Annotated in this window: 20 protein-coding genes; 16 read left to right on the top strand and 4 right to left on the bottom strand. The window is 44.8% G+C overall.

What is annotated here, in order from left to right; all coding sequences use genetic code 11:
* Positions 1-124: 124 nt before the first annotated feature.
* Genes K4H96_RS03800 through K4H96_RS03790 form a run of 3 tightly spaced genes read left to right on the top strand, consistent with a single transcriptional unit; the run spans position 125 to position 2,584 of the window.
* Positions 125-838, top strand: a complete 714-nt coding sequence (locus K4H96_RS03800; RefSeq protein ID WP_125340404.1) for an ABC transporter ATP-binding protein — start codon at positions 125-127, stop codon at positions 836-838.
* Positions 765-2,375: an ABC transporter permease gene (locus tag K4H96_RS03795; protein WP_223337390.1), complete on the top strand. Its 1,611-nt coding sequence runs from the start codon at positions 765-767 to the stop codon at positions 2,373-2,375. Before K4H96_RS03800 ends, K4H96_RS03795 begins: the two co-directional genes overlap by 74 nt.
* A complete protein-coding gene (locus tag K4H96_RS03790; RefSeq protein ID WP_223337391.1) occupies positions 2,375-2,584 on the top strand; it encodes a DUF1648 domain-containing protein in 210 nt (69 codons plus the stop codon). Before K4H96_RS03795 ends, K4H96_RS03790 begins: the two co-directional genes overlap by 1 nt.
* 17 nt (positions 2,585-2,601) lie before the next feature.
* Here K4H96_RS03790 and K4H96_RS03785 read toward each other — a convergent pair whose 3' ends face one another.
* Together K4H96_RS03785 and K4H96_RS03780 are read right to left on the bottom strand one after the other, a co-directional pair.
* Complete coding sequence (locus K4H96_RS03785) at positions 2,602-3,276, bottom strand: DUF1129 domain-containing protein (protein ID WP_002919618.1); 675 nt, start codon at positions 3,274-3,276, stop codon at positions 2,602-2,604.
* Positions 3,277-3,294: 18 nt separating this feature from the next.
* Positions 3,295-4,239 carry a magnesium transporter CorA family protein gene (locus tag K4H96_RS03780; protein WP_002896489.1) on the bottom strand — a complete coding sequence of 315 codons (945 nt, stop codon included), beginning with the start codon at positions 4,237-4,239 and terminating at the stop codon, positions 3,295-3,297.
* 128 nt (positions 4,240-4,367) lie between these two features.
* Here K4H96_RS03780 and uvrA point away from each other — a divergent pair, with 128 nt between their 5' ends.
* The 6 genes from uvrA to K4H96_RS03750 all read left to right on the top strand — a co-directional run bounded on the left by uvrA (position 4,368) and on the right by K4H96_RS03750 (position 13,788).
* On the top strand, positions 4,368-7,199 hold the full coding sequence (gene uvrA, locus K4H96_RS03775; RefSeq protein ID WP_223337392.1) for an excinuclease ABC subunit UvrA: 2,832 nt from the start codon (positions 4,368-4,370) through the stop codon (positions 7,197-7,199).
* A 152-nt stretch (positions 7,200-7,351) separates the two neighbouring features.
* Positions 7,352-8,413 (top strand): M24 family metallopeptidase, encoded by a 1,062-nt coding sequence (locus K4H96_RS03770; RefSeq protein WP_223337393.1) that lies wholly within the window; start codon positions 7,352-7,354, stop codon positions 8,411-8,413.
* Between the two features lie 61 nt (positions 8,414-8,474).
* The gene (gene efp, locus K4H96_RS03765; RefSeq protein WP_002896485.1) at positions 8,475-9,035 is read left to right on the top strand and encodes an elongation factor P; all 561 of its coding nucleotides are present in this window, start codon (positions 8,475-8,477) and stop codon (positions 9,033-9,035) included.
* A 19-nt stretch (positions 9,036-9,054) separates the two neighbouring features.
* Positions 9,055-9,444: an Asp23/Gls24 family envelope stress response protein gene (locus K4H96_RS03760; protein ID WP_223337394.1), complete on the top strand. Its 390-nt coding sequence runs from the start codon at positions 9,055-9,057 to the stop codon at positions 9,442-9,444.
* Positions 9,437-9,868, top strand: a complete 432-nt coding sequence (nusB, locus tag K4H96_RS03755) for a transcription antitermination factor NusB (RefSeq protein ID WP_004188227.1) — start codon at positions 9,437-9,439, stop codon at positions 9,866-9,868. The genes K4H96_RS03760 and nusB overlap by 8 nt, the downstream gene beginning before the upstream one ends.
* Positions 9,869-10,092: 224 nt before the next feature.
* Positions 10,093-13,788, top strand: a complete 3,696-nt coding sequence (locus tag K4H96_RS03750) for a pullulanase (protein ID WP_223337395.1) — start codon at positions 10,093-10,095, stop codon at positions 13,786-13,788.
* Positions 13,789-13,877: 89 nt separating this feature from the next.
* Here the strand turns inward: K4H96_RS03750 and K4H96_RS03745 are convergent, their stop codons facing one another.
* Positions 13,878-14,843 carry a LacI family DNA-binding transcriptional regulator gene (locus tag K4H96_RS03745; RefSeq protein ID WP_223337396.1) on the bottom strand — a complete coding sequence of 322 codons (966 nt, stop codon included), beginning with the start codon at positions 14,841-14,843 and terminating at the stop codon, positions 13,878-13,880.
* On the bottom strand, positions 14,824-16,278 hold the full coding sequence (locus tag K4H96_RS03740; protein ID WP_223337397.1) for a sucrose-6-phosphate hydrolase: 1,455 nt from the start codon (positions 16,276-16,278) through the stop codon (positions 14,824-14,826). Before K4H96_RS03740 ends, K4H96_RS03745 begins: the two co-directional genes overlap by 20 nt.
* Before the next feature lie 196 nt (positions 16,279-16,474).
* Between K4H96_RS03740 and K4H96_RS03735 the strand changes: the two genes are divergently transcribed.
* The 7 genes from K4H96_RS03735 to K4H96_RS03705 all read left to right on the top strand — a co-directional run bounded on the left by K4H96_RS03735 (position 16,475) and on the right by K4H96_RS03705 (position 24,555).
* On the top strand, positions 16,475-18,487 hold the full coding sequence (locus K4H96_RS03735) for a sucrose-specific PTS transporter subunit IIBC (protein ID WP_223337398.1): 2,013 nt from the start codon (positions 16,475-16,477) through the stop codon (positions 18,485-18,487).
* 159 nt (positions 18,488-18,646) lie between these two features.
* Positions 18,647-19,546, top strand: coding sequence for a fructokinase ScrK (gene scrK, locus K4H96_RS03730; protein WP_002925822.1), 900 nt, complete (start codon positions 18,647-18,649; stop codon positions 19,544-19,546).
* 46 nt (positions 19,547-19,592) lie between these two features.
* Complete coding sequence (locus tag K4H96_RS03725) at positions 19,593-20,003, top strand: peptide deformylase (protein ID WP_002925821.1); 411 nt, start codon at positions 19,593-19,595, stop codon at positions 20,001-20,003.
* Between the two features lie 77 nt (positions 20,004-20,080).
* Entirely contained in the window at positions 20,081-20,416 is a 336-nt protein-coding gene (locus tag K4H96_RS03720; protein WP_002903845.1) for a hypothetical protein, read from the top strand.
* Positions 20,417-20,590: 174 nt separating this feature from the next.
* Complete coding sequence (locus K4H96_RS03715; protein WP_002934875.1) at positions 20,591-21,049, top strand: MarR family winged helix-turn-helix transcriptional regulator; 459 nt, start codon at positions 20,591-20,593, stop codon at positions 21,047-21,049.
* Positions 21,042-22,808, top strand: a complete 1,767-nt coding sequence (locus tag K4H96_RS03710; protein WP_061592191.1) for an ABC transporter ATP-binding protein — start codon at positions 21,042-21,044, stop codon at positions 22,806-22,808. The genes K4H96_RS03715 and K4H96_RS03710 overlap by 8 nt, the downstream gene beginning before the upstream one ends.
* Positions 22,798-24,555, top strand: coding sequence for an ABC transporter ATP-binding protein (locus tag K4H96_RS03705; RefSeq protein ID WP_223337399.1), 1,758 nt, complete (start codon positions 22,798-22,800; stop codon positions 24,553-24,555). Before K4H96_RS03710 ends, K4H96_RS03705 begins: the two co-directional genes overlap by 11 nt.
* Positions 24,556-24,620 lie beyond the last annotated feature (65 nt).

Raw genomic sequence — 24,620 nt, 5'->3', positions numbered from 1 at the left:
TGCCTTTTATTTAGAGACTGCACTGACAAAATGTCAGTTCGAATCTTCAATCTTTTAATCCTGATATTTAAAAAATTTTACGCCAACACTGACAAGATGTCAGTTTAAATAAAAGGAGAAATTTATGTTAAAAATAGAACATTTAACAAAAGTATATAGCAATGGTAAAAAGGCAGTGGATGATCTTAGTCTGATGGTGGAGCATGGGGATATTTATGGCTTCATCGGCGCCAATGGAGCAGGTAAGACATCCACCATTAAGTCCATTGTGGGGATTCATGATTTTGATAAAGGAGAGATTTATATCTGTGGGCACTCTATCAGGAAGGAGCCCTTGCTTTGTAAGAAAAAGATGGCGTTTCTGCCGGATAACCCAGATCTTTATAAAAATCTGACAGCAAAGCAGTTTTTGGATTTTGTAGCAGACGTTTATAGGGTTTCTATGGAAAAGAGGCAAGCAGCTATAGAAAAGTATTCTAAAATGTTTGAGCTGGATACGTCTTTGGATCAGTTGGTATCGGCTTATTCACATGGAATGAAGCAGCGATTGGCACTAATAGCGGCCCTCTTGCATGAGCCAGAATTGTTGATTTTAGATGAACCTTTTGTCGGTTTAGATCCGAAAGGCGCATATTATTTTAAGCAGATCATGAGAGAGCTAGCCAGTCAAGGGCATGCGATTTTCTTTTCTACTCATGTTTTAGAGGTAGCGGAAGAACTCTGCAATAAGGTAGCAATTCTGCAAAAGGGACGTTTGGTGGCTAATGGAAGGACCTCTGAAGTTAAGGGGGCATCCAGTTTGGAACAAGTATTTATGGAGTTACAGGAAGATGACTAATATTCTTTTGCTTTTAAAAGTACAATTATACAGCACATTTTCGCTTAATGATTTAAGGAAAGGACGAGGGTTGGGCAGGTATTTTAAGCTTGGTCTGCTCTTCTTGTTTGTTTTGCTATTTTCAGGCTATAACCTTTTGACGGCTTTGAATTTGGTCAGGTTGGGGCAGGCAAATTTGATTCCAGCCTATATGATTGCCTTGGTTAGTTTTATTATTTTCTTTTTCAGTCTGATGCAGTCAAATGGCATCTTGTTTGACCAAGAGGAACTTGACAGGCTCATCGTATTACCGCTCAGTATTAGGGAAATCGTCTATGAGAAATATGCTTTTCTTTATCTTTTGAACAGTGTGTTTGCCATCCTTCTCATGCTCCCAGCAGGCCTCGTTTGGTTTAGATATGGTGCGTCCTTGTTGGAGTTGCTTTTTTATCTGCTTTTAATGGGATTTGTCCCTCTTTTACCTCTCTGTTTAGCCTCTTTACTTGGCTTGTGCGTTGCCTACATAGCCTCAAAGGCCCCTCATAAAAATCTAGTTGCCTTCCTTTTTTCTCTCCTCTTGCTTTTGGGGCTGGCAACAGGCAGTATATGGGCTATGAGAGCTGGACTGTCAGCGGAAAATGTTGGTCTCTTACTTACCAAGCAACTGACTTCTCTCTATCCTCCGGCAAGCTTGTTTTTTAACCCTCAGCATTTTTTGTGGTCAAGTCTTCTGTTGATGTTTATATCGTTTGCGCTGACAGGGCTTTTTCTAAGGTATTTAAGTAGAAATTATTTAAAAATAAATCAGATGATAACAGGGGTGAAGTCAGAAAGCAAAGTCTATAGAAGCCGGCAGAAGTCTCCCTTTATGGCTCTTTATAGGAAAGAAATTTCGAATTTTATGACTTCCTATCTTTATATGCTCAATAGTGGACTGGGAACCATTTTAATCATCGTTTTAGCCATCTCGCTTTGTTTTATGACTCCTGATGTCCTCTTTTCTTCGATTGGACTCAGAGATAGCCGAGAATTTTTACCCCTATTACTGGCTGGCTGTCTCAGTATTTCCAATCCTGCAGCTGTCAGTATTTCCTTGGAGGGGGAAGAGATTTGGCTGCTTCAGACACTCCCGGTTTCTATGAGGCAGATAATGATGGCAAAGCTGGCCTTGACGGTGTCCTTACATTTCGCGGCCTTGCTGCTTGGCTTGTCTGTTCTGGTTTGGCGTTTCTCGCTAGGAGGCTTGCAAGTAGTGGATTTGGTCCTTATTTCACTGGCTTATTCTCTATTTACAGCTCTTCAGGGACTTGTGGTCAATTTTCATTATCCTAAGTTCATCTGGGATAATGAAATGATTGTTATTAAGCAAAGTTTTTCGGCTATCTTGTCTGGAGGAATTGGCATCTTGGTTCTTGTGTTTCCTCTTTGTTTATCCTTGCTATTTGGTATGGACTTGGAGATTTCGCTGCGAATCTCAGCTATTGGACTTTTACTTTTGACAGCCGTCCTTTATAGGCATTTAATAAAACAAGGATATTTTAAGGAGGTTCATGGCTAATGAAAAAGAAAGATTTATTCGTTTTGTTTCTCTTAGCAGTAATCATATTTTTGATTATCTGCCTGCTGCCAGAGCAGGTTCCCATTCATTTTAACAGCGCAGGAAAGGCGGACATTGTTGTCAATCGCTTTTGCTTGATTCTCAGTTTGCCCATTCCCTACTCTCTTTATTGGAAATATTTCCGAAACAAATCAAAAAGAGGTCACTGACCTCTTTTTGTGTGATATTAATATCTCGTCGGCCCCATAGTCGCGCTCTTGATGTTGAAGCGTTTTTTGAGATAAAAACGCAGGGCTAGGGTAATAGCGCCGACAATAGCAACTACGATATTGGATAGGCGGGGGTTGAGGAATTCAGGTAGGAGACTAGTCAGGACGATGGACATGCTCCAGAGGAGAATAGCTGCTGCCATGGTAAGGATGGACTTGAGTAGTTTAGGGCGCTGGCTGCGGTCCTTATCTGGTCCGTAGAAACGGTAGATAAAGTGGTAGAGCGCATAGAAAGAAAGGCCACCGACGATACTTCCGAGTACGAGAGTCGTCAGTCCATAGACAGATGGCTGAGAGGAAGCCAGATTGACGATAGAGGTCAGGAGGGTAAAGAAACCAAAGATAAAGAGGACAGAGTCCAGCATCATCCATTTAGGATCGTCATTTTCCTTTGGATGCTCGGCATCATAGCGCTCTTTTGCGGTCAGAGAAGCTGCCCAAGTAGTTGGGGCTCCGTAGAGGCCGCGAGCTGTGATTCCCTTGGTTTGATTTTCCAGGATTTCCGGCAGAATGCCTTCTAATATAGTCTGGATTTCCTGGTCGGATTTGCCGTCTTGTAAGAGCTGGTTAGTTGCGATATGGATAAATTCTTTGTTTTTTTTGCTGAGTTTGTCGAGGGATACTTGTGACATAGGCGTTCTTTCTAAAGGTTAAAATAGTTTTTTGTGCATGAGATAGGCCATGACCGAAGCACTCATGGCAAAGGCGATGAACATGATAATCCAGAAAGCATGTGGTTCGCCGTTGAGAGGCAGTTCGTTATTTTTGAAGTTCATCCCATAGGCCGAGAAAATCATGGTCGGGATAGACATAACGATGGTCACCAGAGCCAAGGCTTTCATGATATTGTTCTGATTATTAGAAATGATAGAGGCGAAGGTCTCTGTCATACTGTGGAGAATGTTGCCGTAGATATCAGCCATCTCAATGGCCTGCTGGGTCTCAATCAAGGTGTCTTCCAGCAAGTCCTCATCTTCCAGATATTTCTTGATATTGCTGGTGGAGCTGGTCAGCTTTTTAATCACGCGCTCATTTGTCTTAAGAGAGGCTTTGAAATAGACGATGGTCTTTTCCAACTCCATGAGCTCAATCAGTTCTTCATTTCGCGTGGACTTGTGCAGCTGGCTCTCAATCTGCTCACTCTTACGGTCAATGGAGCGCAGGGCTGTCAGATATAATTCGGCATTGTGGTAGAGAATCTGAAAGATAAAACGTGACTTCATAAAAGTATAGAAGTTGCGCAGGCGCCGGTGAATGAAGATATCCAGCAGAGGTAATTTTTCCAAACAAGTGGTGATAATCGCCTCTTCCGTGATGATAATACCAAGGGGGATCGTGACATAGTAAGTCTGGTTATTCCGCTCCTCTGTGATGGGCACATCGACGATAATCAGCGTGTATTCATCCTCGATGGTGACCCGAGACATTTCTTCCGCATCGAGCGGCGCTCGCAGGTCAGTAATGTCAATGCCAAAGGCGTTGGCGATTTCGATTGATTCGCTCTGGGAAGGATTGACAAGATTGATCCAGGTGCCTGATTCGAGCGCATCAATCTCTTTGAATTCTGTCGTAGTAGATAAAAAGACTTGCTTCATGATCTTTTTCCTTTCCAGAGTGTTTTTTGCATACCGTACTATTATACTACAAATTCGGGCTTTTGGGACAAAAGTTTGCAGAAAAATTTGTTATAATGGAGAAGGTTTATAAGTGAAACGAGGTCAAGATGCAAGATAAAATTGTGATTCATGGAGCGCGAGCTCATAATTTAAAAAATATTGATGTAGAAATTCCACGGGACAAGCTGGTTGTGGTGACGGGGCTGTCCGGTTCGGGCAAGTCCAGCCTAGCTTTTGATACCCTCTATGCTGAAGGGCAGCGCCGCTATGTGGAAAGTCTGTCGGCCTATGCTCGGCAGTTTTTAGGCAATATGGAAAAGCCAGATGTGGACTCGATTGATGGTCTCAGTCCAGCTATTTCCATCGACCAGAAGACGACCAGTAAAAATCCCCGCTCAACAGTGGGAACAGCTACCGAAATCAATGACTACCTGCGCCTGCTCTATGCTCGTGTTGGAACTCCATACTGTATCAACGGTCATGGAGCTATTACGGCTTCGTCTGTTGAGCAGATTGTTGACAAGGTCTTGGAATTGCCAGAGCGTCAGCGGTTACAGATTTTAGCGCCAGTCATCCGCAAGAAAAAAGGTCAGCATAAGACCGTTTTTGACAAGATTCAGAAAGACGGTTATGTCCGTGTGCGCGTGGATGGGGATATTTACGATGTGACGGAAGGGCCAGAGCTTTCTAAGAGCAAGCAGCATGATATTGAGGTCGTGGTAGACAGAATTGTTCTCAAGGAAGGTATGCGCAGCCGCCTCTTTGACTCGGTCGAAGCAGCTCTGCGGATTGCTGAGGGCTATGTGGTGATTGACACTATGGATGGTCAAGAGCTACTCTTTTCTGAGCACTACGCCTGTCCAGTCTGTGGCTTTACAGTCCCAGAACTGGAGCCACGCCTCTTCTCTTTCAATGCGCCTTTTGGCTCCTGTCCGGACTGTGATGGTCTGGGGGTTAAGCTGGAGGTGGATCTAGATGTGGTTGTGCCAGAAGCTGGCAAGACCTTGCGCGAAGGAGCGCTAGCACCCTGGAATCCCATCTCCTCCAACTACTATCCGCAGATGCTGGAGCAGGCCATGGCAGCCTTTGGTATTGATATGGACAAGCCTTTTGAGGAACTGACTGAGGAAGAAAAACAGCTGATTTTCTTTGGCTCAGATGGACGGGAGTTCCATTTCCACTATGAAAATGAATTTGGCGGCGTGCGCGATATTGACATTCCCTTTGAGGGGGTTGTCACCAATATCAACCGTCGCTACCATGAAACCAATAGTGATTTTACTCGGACACAGATGAGGGCTTATATGAATGAGCTGACTTGTGCAGCTTGTCATGGTTATCGACTCAGTCCCCAGGCCTTGTCTGTCAAGGTTGGCGGCGAAGATGGCTTGCATATTGGTGAAATTTCAGACTTGTCCATTGCAGATCATTTGCTTCAGTTGGACAAGCTTAGCTTGACTGACAATGAAGCTACTATTGCGCGGCCTATTCTCAAAGAAATTCATGACCGCCTGACTTTCCTTAATAACGTTGGTCTCAATTACCTGACTTTGTCTCGCTCGGCTGGGACTCTATCAGGAGGCGAGAGCCAGCGGATTCGCTTGGCGACTCAGATTGGTTCTAACTTGAGTGGCGTCCTCTATATCCTGGACGAGCCCTCTATTGGCTTGCACCAGCGTGACAATGACCGCTTGATTGCCAGCCTTAAGAAGATGCGCGACCTAGGCAATACCCTCATCGTGGTTGAGCACGATGAGGACACCATGCGGGAGGCTGACTGGCTGATTGATGTGGGACCAGGAGCCGGTGTTTTCGGTGGTAAAATCGTCGCAGCCGGCACTCCTACACAAGTGGCCAAGAGCAAGAAATCTATCACAGGCCAATACTTGTCAGGTAAGCGCGAGATCCCAGTACCATTGGAACGCCGTGTAGGCAATGGCCGCTTTATCGAAGTGACTGGTGCTCAGGAAAATAACTTGCAGAATATCACGGCTAGATTCCCCTTGGGCAAATTCATCGCTGTGACAGGAGTTTCTGGATCGGGTAAGTCAACACTGGTCAACTCGATTCTTAAAAAGGCCATTGCTCAAAAACTCAACCGCAATTCTGCTAAGCCAGGTAAGTTCAAGAAAATCAGTGGTATTGAGCATGTGGATCGACTGATTGATATTGATCAAAGTCCAATTGGTCGGACACCGCGTTCTAATCCCGCTACTTATACTGGAGTCTTTGACGATATTCGCGATCTTTTTGCCAAGACCAATGAAGCCAAGATTCGCGGCTACAAGAAGGGCCGTTTCAGCTTTAATGTCAAGGGCGGTCGCTGTGAGGCCTGCTCGGGTGATGGGATTATCAAGATTGAGATGCACTTCCTGCCTGACGTCTATGTGGCCTGCGAGGTCTGCCACGGCACTCGCTATAATAGTGAAACTCTGGAAGTCCACTACAAGGAGAAGAATATCGCTCAGGTTCTGGACATGACAGTCAATGATGCGGTAGAATTCTTCCAGCATATTCCTAAGATTGCCCGCAAACTCCAGACTATCAAGGACGTAGGGCTGGGCTATGTGACTCTAGGGCAGCCAGCCACGACCTTGTCAGGTGGTGAAGCTCAGCGGATGAAACTGGCCAGCGAACTTCACAAGCGCTCGACTGGTAAGTCCTTCTATATCTTGGATGAGCCGACCACGGGTCTGCATTCTGAGGACATTGCCAAGCTCCTTCAAGTGCTATCACGCTTTGTGGACGATGGCAATACAGTACTCGTTATCGAGCACAATCTGGATGTTATCAAGACAGCTGACCATATCATCGACTTAGGACCGGAAGGCGGTGTCGGTGGTGGTAAGATTATTGCGACGGGTACACCAGAAGAAGTCGCAGCCAATCCAGCCAGCTATACCGGCCAGTACTTGAAAGGCAAGCTGCATGTGAAATAATACATCAAATCCCTGTTAGATATTAAAAACAGGGATTTTTCATGTCAGAGAGTGCTCGTTGGATTCTAAGACCTAGATAAGTTTTGTCAAAAAATGTCCTATTTGACTGGTTTTTTGATATAATAAGCTTAGTTATTTCACGGAGGTGCCTCATGTTATCAAGAGTTGAAAAGTTTGAAGCAGCATTGGCTCAGACAGACTGCAATGCTGTTTTAGTAACTAATCTGAAAAATATTTACTATCTGACTGGTTTCAGCGGGACAGAAGCGACGGTTTTCATCAGCAAGAATCGTCGAATTTTTCTAACGGATGCACGCTATACGCTGATTGCCAAGGGAGTAGTCCAAGGTTTTGATATTGTGGAAACGCGTGACGCGATTGGAGAGATTGTCAAGATTATTGCGGATGACAAGCTGCAAAAAATCGGTTTTGAGGATGAGATTTCCTATGCCTACTTCAAAATGCTGGAAAGTGTCTTCTCTGCCTACGAGTTGGTTCCCATGACGGGCTTTATTGAAAATCTGCGCATGATTAAAGATGAGCAAGAAATCGCGACTATTCGCAAGGCCTGTCAGATTTCGGATCAAGCTTTCCTAGATGTGCTGGATTTTATCAAGCCTGGTGAGACGACAGAACTGGCTGTTATGAACTTTTTAGATGCCCGTATGCGGCAGCTAGGTGCTTCAGGCGCCTCTTTTGACTTCATCATCGCTTCGGGTTACCGCTCTGCTATGCCACATGGCGTGGCTAGTGACAAGGTCATTCAAAAAGGGGAAACCCTGACCATGGACTTTGGCTGCTACTACAATCACTATGTCAGCGATATGACGCGGACTGTTCATGTGGGACAGGTGACAGATGAAGAGCGGGAAATCTATGATATTGTCCTTCGCAGCAACCAAGCCCTGATAGAAGCTGCTAAGGCTGGGCTTAGCCGAATTGATTTTGACCGGATTCCGCGCCAGATTATTAACGATGCTGGTTACGGTCCTTACTTTAGCCACGGGATTGGTCACGGTATCGGTCTGGATATCCATGAAATTCCATACTTCGGCAAGTCGGAAGAGCCGATTGAGGCGGGCATGGTCCTGACTGATGAGCCAGGTATCTATCTGGATGGCAAATACGGCGTCCGCATCGAAGACGATCTCCTCATCACAGAAACAGGCTGTGAAGTCCTAACTCTTGCGCCGAAAGAGTTGATTGTTATTTGAGAATTATCAGGCTTTATGATAGAATAAGTAGAAATATAATTTTAAAAAGAGGTAATATAGAATGATTGAAGCAAGTAAGCTGAAAGCTGGAATGACCTTCGAAACAGCTGATGGAAAACTCATCCGTGTTTTGGAAGCGAGCCACCACAAGCCAGGTAAGGGAAATACGATTATGCGTATGAAACTGCGCGATGTTCGTACTGGCTCTACCTTTGATACCAGCTACCGTCCAGAAGAAAAATTTGAACAAGCCATTATTGAAACTGTTCCAGCTCAATACTTGTACCAAATGGATGACACTGCTTATTTCATGAATACTGAGACTTACGATCAATATGAAATTCCAGTAGTCAATGTAGAAGAAGAATTGAAATTCATCCTTGAAAACTCTGATGTGAAAATCCAGTTCTACGGAACAGAAGTGATTGGTGTGACAGTACCGACAACAGTTGAATTGGTCGTGACAGATACTCAGCCTTCTATCAAGGGAGCTACTGTTACCGGATCTGGTAAGCCAGCGACACTTGAGACAGGTCTTGTTGTCAACGTACCAGACTTCATCGAAGTTGGACAAAAATTAATCATCAACACTGCAGAAGGAACTTACGTTTCTCGCGCATAATATAGAAGAGGTAATAACTATGGTAGCTGAACAATTAGGTGAAATCGTCATTGCGCCACGTGTTTTGGAAAAAATCATTGCCATTGCAACGGCAAAGGTAGAAGGTGTTTATTCCTTCGCAAATAAGAGTATGTCAGACAGTCTTTCCATGCGCTCACTCGGTCGCGGAGTATCGCTTCATACCGATGAGACAGGTGATGTGACTGTAGACATCTATCTGTATTTGGAATACGGTGTCAGTGTTCCGACTGTTGCAGTAGCTATCCAGAAAGCTGTAAAAAGCGCTGTTTTTGATATGGCTGAGGTAGAGCTGTCTGCGGTCAATATCCATGTGGCAGGCATTGTTCCAGAAAAGGCACCAAAGCCAGACTTGAAAGATCTATTTGATGAGGACTTCCTCAATGACTGATATATTGTTGGAATCCAGAAGAGGTCTGCGCCAGCGGGCTTTTCAGGCCCTGATGAGCCTAGAGTATGAAGGGGATCTTGTAGAAGCTTGTCGCTTTGCCTATTCTTATGATAAGGACGAAGGGGCTGACAAAGCAACGGAAGCTGATATTCCAGCCTTCTTGCTCAATCTGGTCTCCGGTGTGGTCCAGTCCAAGGACGACTTGGATAAGAAAATTGCCCAGCACCTCAAAAAGGGCTGGACTGTGGATCGTTTGACGCTGGTCGAAAAAAATATCCTGCGTCTGGGTATCTTTGAGATTACAGAGTTTGACACCCCACAGCTGGTAGCAGTCAACGAAGCCATCGAGCTTTCCAAGCAATTCTCTGACGAAAAGTCCAGTAAGTTCATTAATGGGATTTTGAGTCAATTTATCGTTGAATAAAATGAAGGTCGAGATAAGTGTCTTGGCCTTTTTGTTTGCCTATTGTTGTTTGAATCGCAAATAGCTTATCGAATTATTAAAATCCGCTCAGAGAACATGAAATATCCGAGTGAGAAAAACTCTTATTGAAAGCCTTTACAACTTGAAAAAGAATCGGTATAATAAATACAGAAAACGTTTGCATAGATGTTCTCTATAAGAAAAAATAAAGGAGTTTTCTGTTTATGAAAAATAACTATCACCTACAGTCTCGGATGGGGGAAAAGCGTCATTATTTCGGCATCCGTCGCTTAAAAGTAGGAGTAGCCTCTGTTGTCATTGCCTCAGGATTCCTACTGGGGAATGCTCAGCTAGTCCAAGCGGATGAGGCGAGCACAGCTACCAGCCCAGCAACAGAAGCAGTCTCTGATGCAAATGCGGCAGCCCAACCTAAGTCAGCAGATGAAGAAAAAACTGGAGAGGCAGATGGTTCAGGAGCGGGTGCTTCAGAGCAGGCTGCTCCAACTGGTGTGCAAGCAGATCAAGCTCCAGCTGGTGCAGGTTCAGAAGCAGGTCAAGAAACTGCGAATCCAAGTGAAAAAGACAAGCAAGAACCAGTTAGTCAGCCGCAAGCTTCAGCGAAAGATGCTATTGAAGAAGGCAATATTCGCTTTCATTTCAAAACTTTACCCTCACAGAATCTAGACAGCTTGGGCCTGTGGACTTGGGATGATGTTGAGACGCCTTCTAGCCAAAAGGGAGGTTGGCCGACCGGAGCGACTAGTTTTGCGACTGCTAAAGAAGATGACTACGGCTATTATCTTGATGTTAAAATGGCTGAGAAAAGAAGCAAAATCAGCCTTCTCATCAATAATACAGCTGGTCAAAATATTACCGGAGACAAGACAGTTGAACTGCTCAGTCCTCAGATGAATGAGGTTTGGTTTGACACAGACTATCAACCTCATACTTATGAGCCTTTGAAAAAAGGGATGGTTCGAATCAACTACTATCGTACAGATGGGCAATATGATAAGAAGTCGCTCTGGCTCTGGGGAGATGTCCAAAATCCAAGCAAGAATTGGCCTGACGGAGTGGACTTCGAGAAGACTGGGAAATACGGTCGCTATGTAGATGTTCCCTTGAAAGATGCTACTAAGATGATTGGCTTTTTACTTCTAGACGAAAGCAAATCAGGAGACGATGTGAAGATTCAAAATCAGGATTATAATTTCACGAATTTGGAGAAAAACAGCCAAATTTTCTTGCGTGATGCGGATCCGACAGTTTATACCAACCCTTACTTTGTCAACGATATTCGTATGACGGGAGCACAGCATGTAGGATTGACCGAGATTGAAGCCAGCTTTTCTACCCTAGAGAGTGCTAAAAAAGAAGATATTTTAAAGAACTTAAAGATTACAGACAAAGATGGCCATGAAGTCGTTGTTAAAGATGTAGTTCTGGATCCTAAGACTAAAAGCGCCAAATTCATTGGTGATTTTAACCAAGCCCAGTCACCTTACCTTATCAAATATGGCAATGATCAATTCAAAACCAGCATGAACTGGCAGCTGAAGGATAGTATCTACAAGTATGATGGTGATTTGGGAGCACGTGTTTCTCAAGCGGGCAAACAAGTGGACCTAACCTTCTGGTCACCAAGTGCGGACCAAGTTGATTTGGTGGTCTATGACAAAGAAGATCAGAACAAGGTTATTGGACGCTTGGCTATGCAGAAAGGGGAGTCTGGCACATGGACCAGCAGCTTAACGCCTGAGAGCGGCCTGGGGATTTCTGACTATCGTGGCTATTTCTATCATTATGAAATTACTCGCGGCGGCAAAAAGGTTCTTGTGCTGGATCCCTATGCCAAGTCTTTAGCCGCTTGGAACAGTGAAGATGCGGACAAGGGGGATGCTTACAAGATTGCCAAGGCAGCCTTTGTAGATCCAAGTGAATACGGACCGAAAGACCTGACCTATGCTACTATTCCGAACTTTAAGAAGCGGGAAGATGCTTTGATTTATGAGGCGCATGTTCGTGATTTCACCTCTGATCCAGCTATTTCAAAGGATTTGAAATCTCAATTTGGAACTTTCTCAGCTTTCATTGAGAAATTGGATTATTTGAAAGACTTGGGAGTGACCCACGTTCAGCTCTTGCCAGTTCTGAGTTATTACTTTGTAAATGAGCTGAAAAATGCTGAGCGCATGGACAAGTACGCTTCTAGCAACAGCAACTATAACTGGGGCTATGATCCGCAAAACTACTTCTCGCTGACAGGTATGTACTCCAGCACACCAACAGATCCAGCCAAGCGCATTGAGGAATTCAAAAACCTTGTCAACGAAATTCACAAGCGTGGCATGGGTGTTATCCTGGATGTGGTCTATAATCATACGGCTAAAACCTCTATCTTTGAGGATTTGGAGCCCAATTACTACCACTTTATGGATGCGGATGGTACACCGAGATCCAGCTTTGGCGGCGGTCGCTTGGGTACTACTCACTATATGAGCAGACGGGTCTTGGTGGATTCGATCAAGTATCTGACAGAGCAGTACAAGGTAGATGGTTTCCGCTTTGATATGATGGGGGATCACGATGCTGAGTCCATCCAAAAAGCCTTTGAAGAAGCCAAGAAGCTCAATCCAAATCTCATTATGCTGGGTGAGGGCTGGAAGACTTATGCAGGTGATGAAAATAAAGCTGTCCAGCCTGCTGACCAATCTTGGATGAAGTCAACAGACACGGTAGCGGTCTTCTCAGATGATATTCGCAATACCTTAAAATCAGGTTATCCAAATGAGGGGACACCAGCCTTTATCACCGATGGCAAACGCAGTGTGGAAAATGTCTTCAAAAACATCAAGGCGCAGCCAACCAATTTTGAGGCAGATAGCCCAGGGGATGTGATTCAATACATCGCAGCCCATGATAATCTGACACTCTTTGATATCATTGCCCAGTCAATTAAGAAAGATCCGGCAGTGGCTGCCAATTATCAGGAGATTCATCGCCGCCTGCGTCTGGGAAATCTGATGATTCTGACTTCGCAAGGAACACCATTTATCCACTCTGGTCAAGAGTACGGCCGGACCAAGCAATTCCGTGATCCTGCCTATAAATATCCTGTCTCCGAAGACAAGGTTCCAAACAAAGCTCATTTGTTGACCAATGAAGACGGCACGCCGTTTGACTATCCATACTTCATTCATGATTCTTATGATTCGAGCGACGCGGTCAACCACTTTGACTGGACCAAGGCGACTGATTCAGAGAAGTTCCCTGAAAATGCCAAGAGTCGTGCCTATATGAAAGGCTTGATTGCCTTGCGGAAATCAACGGATGCCTTTACCCGCAGCTCCAAAGATGAAGTGGAGCAAAATGTGACCCTCATCACCCAGCCTGGCAAGGATGGTGTTGAGAAAGAAGACCTTGTTCTCGGCTACCAAGTGGTTGCGTCGAATGGCGATATTTATGCTGTCTTTGTCAATGCGGACACCAAGGAACGACAATTCAACTTTGGTGAAGCCTACAAGCATCTAGCAGGTGCAGAGGTTGTGGCAGATGGCAATACCGCAGGAGTGACTGCCATTTCTGATCCAGCAGGTGTCACCAGAAACAGCAATGGTTTAGCCCTAGCTCCGCTGACAGCGACTATTTTGCGACTTCGAAAAGTGACCCCAGCTCAGGAAGAAAAATCTCAAGCTCCAGTAGCTCAAAAAGAGCAGCTGTCTGCCCCTTCTGCAGCCAACGCTCAGCCTCAGGCTTTATCCTTGGATGGGCAAAAAACTCAGGCTTCAGAAGTAAAAGAAGCGGCTAGCCAAACAGAAAAAGCCTTGCCAAAAACCGGAACAAGCACTTCCCTGCTGGCACTGTTAGGTGGCTTCCTTGCTTTCCTGGCCGGTTTGTTAACCTTTAGAAAGAAAGAGTAATAATTGATTATTGCCCTGTGAGAAATTTTTTAGACTATGGCTAAATAAAGACGACTTCCACAATGGAGTCGTCTTTATTTATATCTGCGTTAAACACTCTTACCAGGTAAGATGCTGACTGGCAGGAAATAGCCAGTTGTTTGGACTTCTTGGCCGGCAATTTTTTTGAGGAGCAGGTCTACAGAGAGACGAGCGATATCTTTCATCGGCTGCTTGATCGTTGCTAGCTGTGGGTAGTAGTTCTCCACAAAGTAGGTGCCATCGTAGCCAATGATTTTCAAATCTTCAGGGATCTGGATGTTCAGCTCCTGTGCGACCTTCATAATTAAAATGGCTGTCAGATCGTCTGATGTAAAAATGCCATCAGGTTTGGTCTGAGTCAGAATTTGCTTGATTTCCATTTCCTTTCGGACGGGAGAAAAATCACTGGATACATTGATAATCGGTGCGTCTGGCAGGACGGAAGCAAAGCCAGCATGGCGCAGGCCGGTCGGTGAGTTGGAATTGTCATTGCCAGTAATCATGATGATGTTTTGCGCTCCAGCCTTGACCAAGGTCTGAGCTGCCAGCACTCCGCCTCCGTAGTTGTCTGAAGAGACGACAGGAATATCCGGCGAAAGATTACGGTCGAAGGCAATAATTGGCGCAGTCACGCGATTGTAGTCCTCGATGCCCAGATTGTGGCTGCCGGAAATAATGCCGTCCACCTGATTGGCTTCCAGCATCTCAAGGTATTCACGCTCCTTGTCTGAGTCATGCTCACTATTGCAGATGATGGTTTTATAGCCCTGTTTAAAGAGCTCGTGCTCCAGCTTGTCAATCAATTCTGCGTAAAAGACATTGCTGATATTAGGGAAAATGAGTCCAATTAGCTTGGCTGATTTTCCTTGTAGGCTGCGTGCCAGATTGTTAGGCTTGTAGGCCAATTCTCTCATGGCTGCCTCAACCTTCGAAATCGTTTTGTCAGACAAGTAGCCTTTTCTGTTGATGACGCGGGAAACAGTTGTGGGGCTGACTCCTGCTAGTTTTGCTACATCAGTTAGCTTTGCGACCATAATCTAATTCATAGTAAGTACCGGTTGGATTGCCCTTAGTAATGGCAATGCCTGTCTGGTCTTCTCTCGGGAAGACACGGCCGGAAAATACTTTTTCTCCTTTATTGATGAAAATTTCAAAAATTGATTTATCTATAAATATACTAGCATTTGTAGTTTCTTTGTCAATATTGCAGCTTCGGCTGGTTCCAAAGTCCAGTGCGAATGGCTCACCCGCTTGACTGCGGTCAACGGTCACTTGACCTGCCTTGAGGTCGAAGTTGATGCGTAACCCCTTGCCATCCTTGTCTGCAAAGAGGACGATTTCATGTTCGGTGTCCGCAGCAAACTTCAGTTCTAGTTCGTAGCTGTTCTTGCTTTCTGCCAAATTAGCGAAAGGTTGTTCTTCTGCTCGCAAATTCTTGATAGCAGGCACTGGATACTGGTAGAGCTTGCCGTCTTTCAGGGTTAATTCCTTGACGAGGGAGAAGGCCCCTTGATGGTCGAAGCGGTCAGATGGGTATTCCACATCAGGCAAGCCTAGCCAGCTGACAGCCAGTGCACGACCGTCAGGTGCATTAAAGGCTTGTGTCGCGTAGCAGTCGAAGCCGTAGTCCAGATTTTGGATAGGGTTAGGATCAATCATAGCAGCTTTGCTTGTGTCAAACGATTGACCTATTTTATACATATTTGGATAAATGTTGTCATAATCCAGTACGTCCTTAGACAAACCTTGAGGGCAATAGAGCAGGACTGGTTGGTCATTGATAAAGACTAGATTAGGGCACTCCATCATATAGGCTGTCCTGTCATTTGCAAAGTCTAAATAGCCGACGGCTTCCCAGTTGGTATAGTCGTTATCAACTGTCTTGTAAAGCTTGACATAGCCTTGTTTGTCTAGATTTTGCCCACCAACAATGGCATAGAACTGCCCTTTGTAGTTGAAAATCTGCGGATCGCGGAAGTGGTCGGTCGCTTCAGCAGGCTGCTCAATCAAGACCTTGTCAATTTTTTCCAGCTTGCCTGATTTATCTAACAAGGCACCAATCTGATAGGGATGACGCACCCAGTTCTCATCACGAACATTGCCAGTGTAGAAGAGAAAGAGCTTGTCGTCAAACTGCATGGCAGAGCCAGAGTAGGCACCGTGGCTATCCAGAGGAGTATCTGGCAGCACCCGAAGACCAGTTTCCGTGAAGTGAACTAGGTCATTGCTTTCCATCTGGACCCAGCACTTGAGACCGTGAGCTGCTCCGAAAGGAAAGTTTTGGTAGAAAACCACCCACTTGCCGTCAAAATAGGAAAAACCGTTGGGATCATTGAGCAGACCTGTCTGAGGCTCCACATGGTAGTTAGCCCGCCAAGGAGATTTAGCGATGTTTTCTTTGATGTGCTGTAGCTCTTCCTGAGTCCAGTCTTCATAGCGTTTGTAGCGTTTTTCAGTCGTCCAAGCCAATCTTTTGTCCTCCGAATCATATTATTTCTTATTACTATAGTAAACGTTTTCTGCTGAAAAATCAACATTTAACTGTGAAAAAATATTTTTTCTGTAAAACGCTTGACATATTTTTGAATCATGGTAAAATAATATTCGTAAAGGCGATAAAATCGCTTTCAAAAAGTTAAAAATATTTATAAGGAGATTTTTGCAAATGAATAATACTGAAATTGCAAAAAAAGTCATCGAAGCCCTTGGCGGACGTGAGAATGTCAACAGTGTGGCTCACTGTGCGACTCGCTTGCGCGTGATGGTAAAAGATGAAGGTAAAATCGACAAAAATACTGTCGAAAATCTGGAAAAAGTTCAAGGTGCCTTCTTTAACTCAGGCCAGTACCAGATTATCTTTGGTACCGGTACGGTTAATAAAATCTATGACGAAGTTGTAGCCTTAGGATTACCAACTTCATCAAAAGATGACATGAAAGCAGAAGCTGCCAAGCAAGGAAATTGGTTCCAACGTGCTATCCGTACATTTGGTGACGTATTTGTGCCAATTCTTCCGGCTATTGTTGCGACAGGACTTTTCATGGGAGTTCGTGGAGCAATTGCTCAGGATCAAGTTTTATCTTTATTTGGTACCACAGCAGATGCATTTAAAGCAACTGACTTCTATACTTATACAGTAGTCTTAACTGATACTGCCTTTGCTTTCTTCCCGGCTTTGATTTGCTGGTCGGCTTTTAGAGTTTTTGGCGGAAACCCAATCATTGGTTTGGTTCTTGGTCTAATGATGGTTAACTCAGCACTTCCAAATGCTTGGGAGGTAGCTGGTCAGGCTACTAAATTTGCTGTTGATCCTTCTAAGGACATTTTAGACAAAATTGCTAATATGGATGTTCTAGGAAGTTTGAAATTTACCAGCGAAGTTACAGCAACAAAAGTTCACCCAATTTACTTCTTTGGTTTTATTCCAGTAGTTGGCTACCAAAACTCTGTGCTTCCAGCCTTCTTTGTAGGTTTGTTTGGTGCAAAATTTGAAAAATGGCTGCACAAGAAAATTCCAGATGTTTTGGATCTTCTTCTTGTTCCATTCCTTACTTTCCTTGTCATGTCTATTCTGGGACTCTTTGTGATTGGCCCAGTCTTCCACATTGTAGAGTCATATGTTTTAAATGGAACAGAGTTCCTTCTTAGCCTTCCGTTTGGTCTTGCTGGATTGATTATCGGTGCTGTGCATCAGCTGATTGTCGTAACTGGTGTTCATCACATCTTCAACTTACTGGAATCTCAGTTGGTATCTCAAACTGGGAAAGATCCATTTAATGCGATTATCACTGCTGCTATGACAGCTCAAGCTGGTGCGACTTTGGCTGTAGCTGTGAAGACAAAATCTAAAAAACTCAAGGCTCTTGCCTTCCCAGCAGCACTTTCTGCAGGATTGGGTATTACTGAGCCAGCTATCTTCGGGGTTAACTTGCGCTTTGTTAAACCTTTTGTAATTGGACTGGGTGCCGGTGCCGTTGGTGGTTGGTTAGCTTCTATTATGGGGCTTGCAGGTACAAGTTTCGGTATCACAATTATTCCAGGTACTCTCCTTTACCTGAATGGTCAATTGTTGCAATATATCTTTATGGTTGTTTTGACAACTGGTTTGAGTTTTGTTCTGACTTATATGTTTGGTTACAAAGACGAAGAAACTGCTGAAGAAAAAGCTGAAACCGAAAAACTGGTCGAAGAAGAAACAACTGGTAATGTGCCAGCTTCCCTCCAAGACGAAACAATTGTTTCTCCAATCGTTGGTCAGGCAGTAGCTTTGAGTGATGTTGATGATCCTGTTTTCTCTAGCGGAGCGATGGGACAAGGAATTGCTATCAAGCCTAGTGAGGGTGTGGTTTATGCACCGGCTGATGCTGAAGTGACTATTGCTTTTGAAACAGGACATGCTTATGGTTTGAAGACAGCCAATGGTGCTGAAATTCTGATCCACGTCGGAATTGACACAGTATCTATGGGCGGCGAAGGTTTTGACCAAAAGGTTGCTCAAGGTGACAAGGTCAAAGCTGGCGATGTTCTGGGAATATTTGAAGCTGAGAAAATTGCAGCTGCTGGTCTGGATGATACGACTATGGTCATCGTTACCAACACAGCTGACTACGCTTCTGTGACTCCAGTAGCAGAAGGAGCTGTTGCGAAAGGAGACGCAATTATCGAAGTGAAAGCCTAATGGAATTTAGAAAACGAACAAATCAGCTTTTGTTCGTTTTTTATATCATAATTGCAGCCTTGTTGAAAAAGCTTTAAAAAGACTATTTTTAGCAAGAAGTCTGCAAGAGATATGCTATAATGAATAGAGTAAAAATCAAATGTTAAAAGAGGATTTATAATGACAAAATTGTATGGAAGTTTGGAAGCGGGCGGCACTAAGTTTGTCTGTGCTGTAGGCGATGAACGGTTTGAAGTTGTTGAAAAGACACAGTTTCCAACGACCACGCCTATTGAAACGCTAGACAAGACGATTGAGTTCTTTTCTCGTTTTGACAATCTAGCTGGTCTAGCTGTTGGATCTTTCGGGCCGATTGATATTGATCCCAACTCAAAGACTTACGGCTTTATTACGACTACTCCTAAGCCGCACTGGGCTAATGTGGACATTGTTGGCGCTCTGCGCCGTGCTCTCAATGTGCCTATTTACTTTACGACGGATGTCAATAGCTCAGCTTACGGTGAAGTGGTAGCCCGCAACAATGCTGGCGGTCGTATTGAAAATCTGGTTTATTATACGATTGGGACAGGAATCGGTGCTGGTGCTATCCAGCGAGGTGAGTTTGTCGGCGGAACAGGTCATCCGGAAATGGGGCATTATTATGTAGCTAAGCACCCTATGGATGCGGAAAAAGAGTTCAATGGTGTTTGTCCTTTCCACAATGGCTGTTTGGAAGGATTGGCGGCTGGACCAAGCTTAGAGGCGCGGACCGGAGTTCGTGGGGAAAATATTAAACTCAATAGTTCTGTCTGGGATATTCAAGCTTACTATATCGCTCAGGCGGCTATTCAGGCGACAGTGACTTTCCGTCCAGATGTCATCGTCTTTGGTGGCGGTGTTATGGCTCAGCAGCACATGCTGGATCGGGTTCGTGAGAAATTCACAGTTCTCCTGAATGGCTATTTGCCAGTTCCCGATGTTCGTGACTATATCGTGACACCAGCTGTGGCTGGAAATGGCTCCGCAACGCTGGGCAACTTTGTACTGGCTAAAGAAGTTAGTGAGCGCCACGCAAAATAAGTTTATAGGGTCTGATTTATCAGGCCCTTCTCTATGAGGAAAAGTAATGGAAAAAGCAATTGTCAAAGATATTTTCTTCCTACAGCAGCCATCAGAGCAGGCTAGCAGAGAAGACCTTTATCTGGCTCAAGACTTGCAGGATACGCTGCAGGCAAATCAAGAAAACTGTATAGGACTCGCAGCCAATATGATTGGCGTCCGTAAGCGAGTCATTATCTTTCTATATGGTTTGGTGCCGGTAGTCATGTTTAATCCGGTGCTGCGCTCTAAGTCAGGCCCTTATCAGACAGAAGAGAGCTGCCTGTCCTTGGTTGGAAGCCGTCCTACCCAACGTTATCAGGAAATCACAATTGATTATCTGGATAAACATTGGCAGCAGCAGACCATGACCTTGAAAGGCCTGCCTGCCCAAATCTGCCAGCATGAATTGGATCATTTGGAAGGGATTATCATTTAGAAAAATTTGACAAAATTGCAAAAATGTCTAAAATTAGAGATAATTAGCAGAATAATATTGAAGGAGGCAAGATGTAAATGAAAACAAAAACTTTAGCACTGATAAGCGGTCTGGTTGGTTTGATTGGAGGGACTATTTTGCTGCTCTCGAATATCTTTTTTGTTCCTTTTTCAGCCCTACTAGGTGATTCTGGCCTGAATTTACTGGGAGCGGTGATTAAATTGGCAGCTCTGGGCTTGGGAATTACTTCCTTGGCTTATTACAAAGGTCAAATGCGTTTCAGTGTCGCAGCGGGCGTCCTCCTTATCGTCGGAAGCAGCAACATCGCGCCCATTCCATTTATAGGCTGGATTGCAGGCATTCTCCTTATCATTGGAGGGGCTCTATTCCTCGCTTCTTCTTCAAAATTTTAATGCGGGACCAATCAATTTTTAGGCTGTTTGTCAGTTTGAAAGGAAGGGTGAAGAAATTTTCTTCGCTTTTTTTCTTGTTGAAAAAATAGTTCTCATGGAAACTTTTTTCTTGACTTTCTTTTTTCTTGTGTTAAAATAGTTCTCACGAAAACTATTTTTACAAAGGATACAGGTATGGATAAGCCTTTACTGGAATTGAAGCGTTTTGGACGAAAGATTCATCTCATAGCGGAAAAGCTTGCCAAGGAGCAAGGGATTGAGTCCATGGCTGGGCCTCAGGGGCAGGTCTTGCATATTGTCGCCTGTCGTATGGAAGAGGGGAAGGATACCCTTATCAAGGATATTGAGCAGGAGTTGGATATTTCCAAATCGGTGGCCTCTAACTTAATGAAAAGGATGGAGAAGAATGGCTTTATCCAACTGGAAACTAGCAAGACAGACAAGCGGGCTAAATATATCCGTCTCACTCCGCAGTCGCAGGAAAGAATGAAAAAAATCCGTGACTTTTTTGATGAAATGAACCTTTCTATTTTGAATGGTGTTTCTGAGCAGGAACTGCTGATTTTTTCTCAAGTCATGGCCAAGTTTTATCAGAATATCGAAAGTTTAGAAAATGGAGGGAAAGATGTTTAAGTTATTTAAACGGCTGACGGTAAGGGAAGTGAGCATGATTGTTCTCAGTGTGCTCTTCACCTTCCTAACGGTATATCTGGAATTAGAAGTTCCAACCTATATTTCGACGATTACAGAGTTGCTGCAAACACCAGGGACTGGTTTGGCAGATTTGTGGGAGCCAGGTCTGAAAATGATCGGCCTGTCTTTTGCTAGCTTGCTGTCAGCTATTGTGGTTGGCTTTTTTGCCGCTCGTATAGCAGCCAGCTTTACCCAGAGCTTGCGGAGCGATATTTTCAACCGTGTGCTAGACTATTCGCAGACGGAGATTAAGAAATTTTCAATCCCTAGTCTGCTGACTCGGACGACAAATGATATTACCCAGGTACAGACCTTAATTACCATGGGGCTTCAGGTGGTGACCAGGGGACCGATTATGGCGATTTGGGCCATGACCAAGATTATTGGCAAGTCCGAGAACTGGCTGATAGCAGTTCTTATTGCTGTTATAGTCAATATCCTGCTGACAGTAGTTTTGGTGACATTGGCCTTTCCCAAACAGTCAGTTGCGCAACGCTTGGTCGATAAGCTAAACAGTGTCACTAGAGAGAGTCTGACTGGGATTCGCGTGGTCCGGGCTTACAATGCTGAGGATTATCAGGATGAGAAATTTGCGGCGGCCAATGATGAAGTAACCCGGCTCAATCTTTTTATCGGTCGTCTGATGGCCATGATGAATCCAGTTATGATGGGGATTTCCAGCGGATTGACACTGGCTATTTACTGGATTGGTGCTTATTTGATCCAGGAGGCTGGGCTGCAGGAGCGTCTCCCACTCTTCAGTGATATGGTCGTCTTTATGTCCTATGCTATGCAGATTGTGATTGGATTCTTGCTCATGGGTGCCCTCTTCATTGTCCTGCCTCGGACCATTGTATCGGCTGGCCGGATTAATGAAGTACTGGACCTGCATTCTTCTATCACCAGTCCGGAACAGCCTAAGGCAGCAGCGGATAGCAAGGGAGAGGTGGTCTTTCGAGATGTGTCCTTCCGCTATTCCAATAATTCAGAAGCGGTCATTGAGCATGTGAGCTTTACAGCGCAGGCTGGTGATACCGTGGCCTTTATCGGTTCAACCGGTTCAGGGAAATCCACTCTAGTCAATCTCATCCCTCGTTTCTATGATGTGACTGAAGGAGAGATTCTGGTAGATGGTGTCAATGTTCAGGATTACCAGCTGGAAGATCTGCATAATAAGGTCGGCTACATCCCGCAAAAGGCGGTGCTTTTCTCTGGCGATATTGAGAGCAATCTGGACTTCGGTCAAAGCAAAGAAAGCCCGCTGGATGAGCAGAAAATGTGGGAGGCTCTTGACCTAGCACAGGCTAAGCCCTTTGTCCAAGAGAAGGAAAAGGGGCTGAAAGCAGAAGTGGCTCAAAGCGGGACCAACTTCTCTGGTGGCCAGCGTCAGCGTTTGGCCATTGCCAGAGCCTTGGCTCGTAAGCCAGAAATCCTCATCTTTGACGACTCTTTCTCAGCGCTAGACTATAAGACAGACCGCATTTTGCGCAAGGAACTGGCTGAGCGGACGCAGGATATGACCAAGCTGATCGTGGCACAGCGGATTTCTACTATCATGGATGCGGATCAAATCTTGGTCTTGGATGCTGGTAAGGTGGTCGGTCAAGGGACCCACAGAGAGCTCTTGGCCAGCAACGAAGTCTATCAAGAAATTGCCTACTCACAATTATCCAAGGAGGAATTAGAAAATGGGAAATAAGAAGCCTTCATTATTTAGCCAGATACGGCCTTATCTCAAAGGCTTCCAGCTTCCTCTTGCTTTGGCATTTGTGGGAGCTGTCTTGTCAAACATTATCACGGTCTATGGGCCAAATAAATTAAAAGAAATTACCAATCTCATTTCTGATGGTCTGGCTACCAGTATTGATTTAAAAGCTGTGTCTGAGATTGCCCTTCTGCTGACCGTGCTCTATGCAGTCGGAGCTCTGCTCAACTACGGGCAGTCCTTTATCATCAGTACGGTTATCCAGTATTTCTCCAAGCGGCTGCGGACGGCCATTGCAGAGAAAATTAACAAGCTGCCGCTGGGCTATTTCGATGGTCATTCTCAGGGAGATACACTATCGCGCGTGACCAATGACGTGGATACGGTCGGCCAATCCCTCAACCAGAGTCTGGGGAATGTTATCTCTGCCAGCCTGCTCTTGGTGGCTGTGGTTTTGACCATGTTCTTCATGAACTGGATCTTGGCCTTGGTAACCATCTTGGCTACTGTAGTCGGCTTTGTCTTTGTCGGCCTCATCATGGGCAAGTCTCAGGGCTATTTCACCGCCCAGCAAAACGATCTGGCTGCGGTAAACGGTTATGTGGAGGAGATGTACTCTGGTCATAATGTTGTTACCAGCTATAATGCCATTGAGAAGTCTAAGGAGCGCTTTGCAGTTCTCAATCACAATCTCTATAACAGTATTTGGAAATCACAATTTATCTCTAGCATGATGATGCCACTCATGTTCTTTACGGGGAATTTTGCCTATGTGCTGGTTATTTTGGTCGGTGCTGCTCTGGCAATTAATGGCTCTATTAGCATCGGAATTATTGTCGCCTTTATGGTTTATGTGCGGACCTTCTCTCAGCCTTTATCACAGATTGCCCAAGGTATTGCAGTCTTGCAGCAGGCTGGTGCAGCACTGGTTCGTGTCTTTGAATTTCTAGCTGAGCCTGATATGGAGGACGACCAGCATAAAGAGCAGCAGCTTACTACTGTCAAGGGGGATGTTGCCTTTGAAGAGGTCTTCTTTGGCTACAAGCCGGACCAGACCATTATTCATGATTTCTCAGCCCAGGCCAAAGCTGGACAGAAGATTGCCATTGTCGGTCCAACGGGTGCTGGTAAGACGACTATCGTTAATCTCCTTATGAAGTTCTATGAAATTGACAAGGGACGTATCAGCATTGATGGTATAGATATTAAGGATATGAAACGCTCTGAGGTTCACGATGCCTTTTCAATGGTCTTGCAGGATACCTGGCTCTTTGAGGGGACGATTCGGGAGAACTTGATTTACAATCAGGAGCATGTGACAGATGAAGCAGTTGTTGCTGCGGCGAAGGCGGTCGGTGTTCATCACTTTATCATGACTCTGCCGCAGGGCTATGATACAGTGCTGGATGACACGGTCAACTTATCAGTCGGTCAGAAGCAGCTATTGACAATTGCTCGTGCTCTGTTGAAAGATGCACCGCTCTTGATCTTGGATGAGGCAACTTCGTCAGTCGATACGCGGACGGAGGAGCTGATTCAAAAGGCCATGGACAAACTCATGGAGGGTCGGACTTCCTTTGTCATTGCTCACCGCCTGTCCACTATTCGTAATGCAGATCTTATCTTGGTCATGCGCGATGGAAATATCATCGAGCAGGGTAACCACGATGAACTCATGGATCAGAATGGCTTCTATGCGGATCTCTATAATAGTCAGTTTGTAGAGGAAGATGCAAGTTGATGCTCAAATAAAACATCAGGAATGTTCGTTTTTCTGATGTTTTTTTTTAAATTTAACAGAATTGT

The organism is Streptococcus sanguinis, assembly GCF_020729765.1.
GTDB lineage: Bacteria > Bacillota > Bacilli > Lactobacillales > Streptococcaceae > Streptococcus > Streptococcus sanguinis_Q.
Note: the sequence above shows the minus strand (reverse complement) of the source record. Positions and strands in the feature narration are given on the sequence as shown.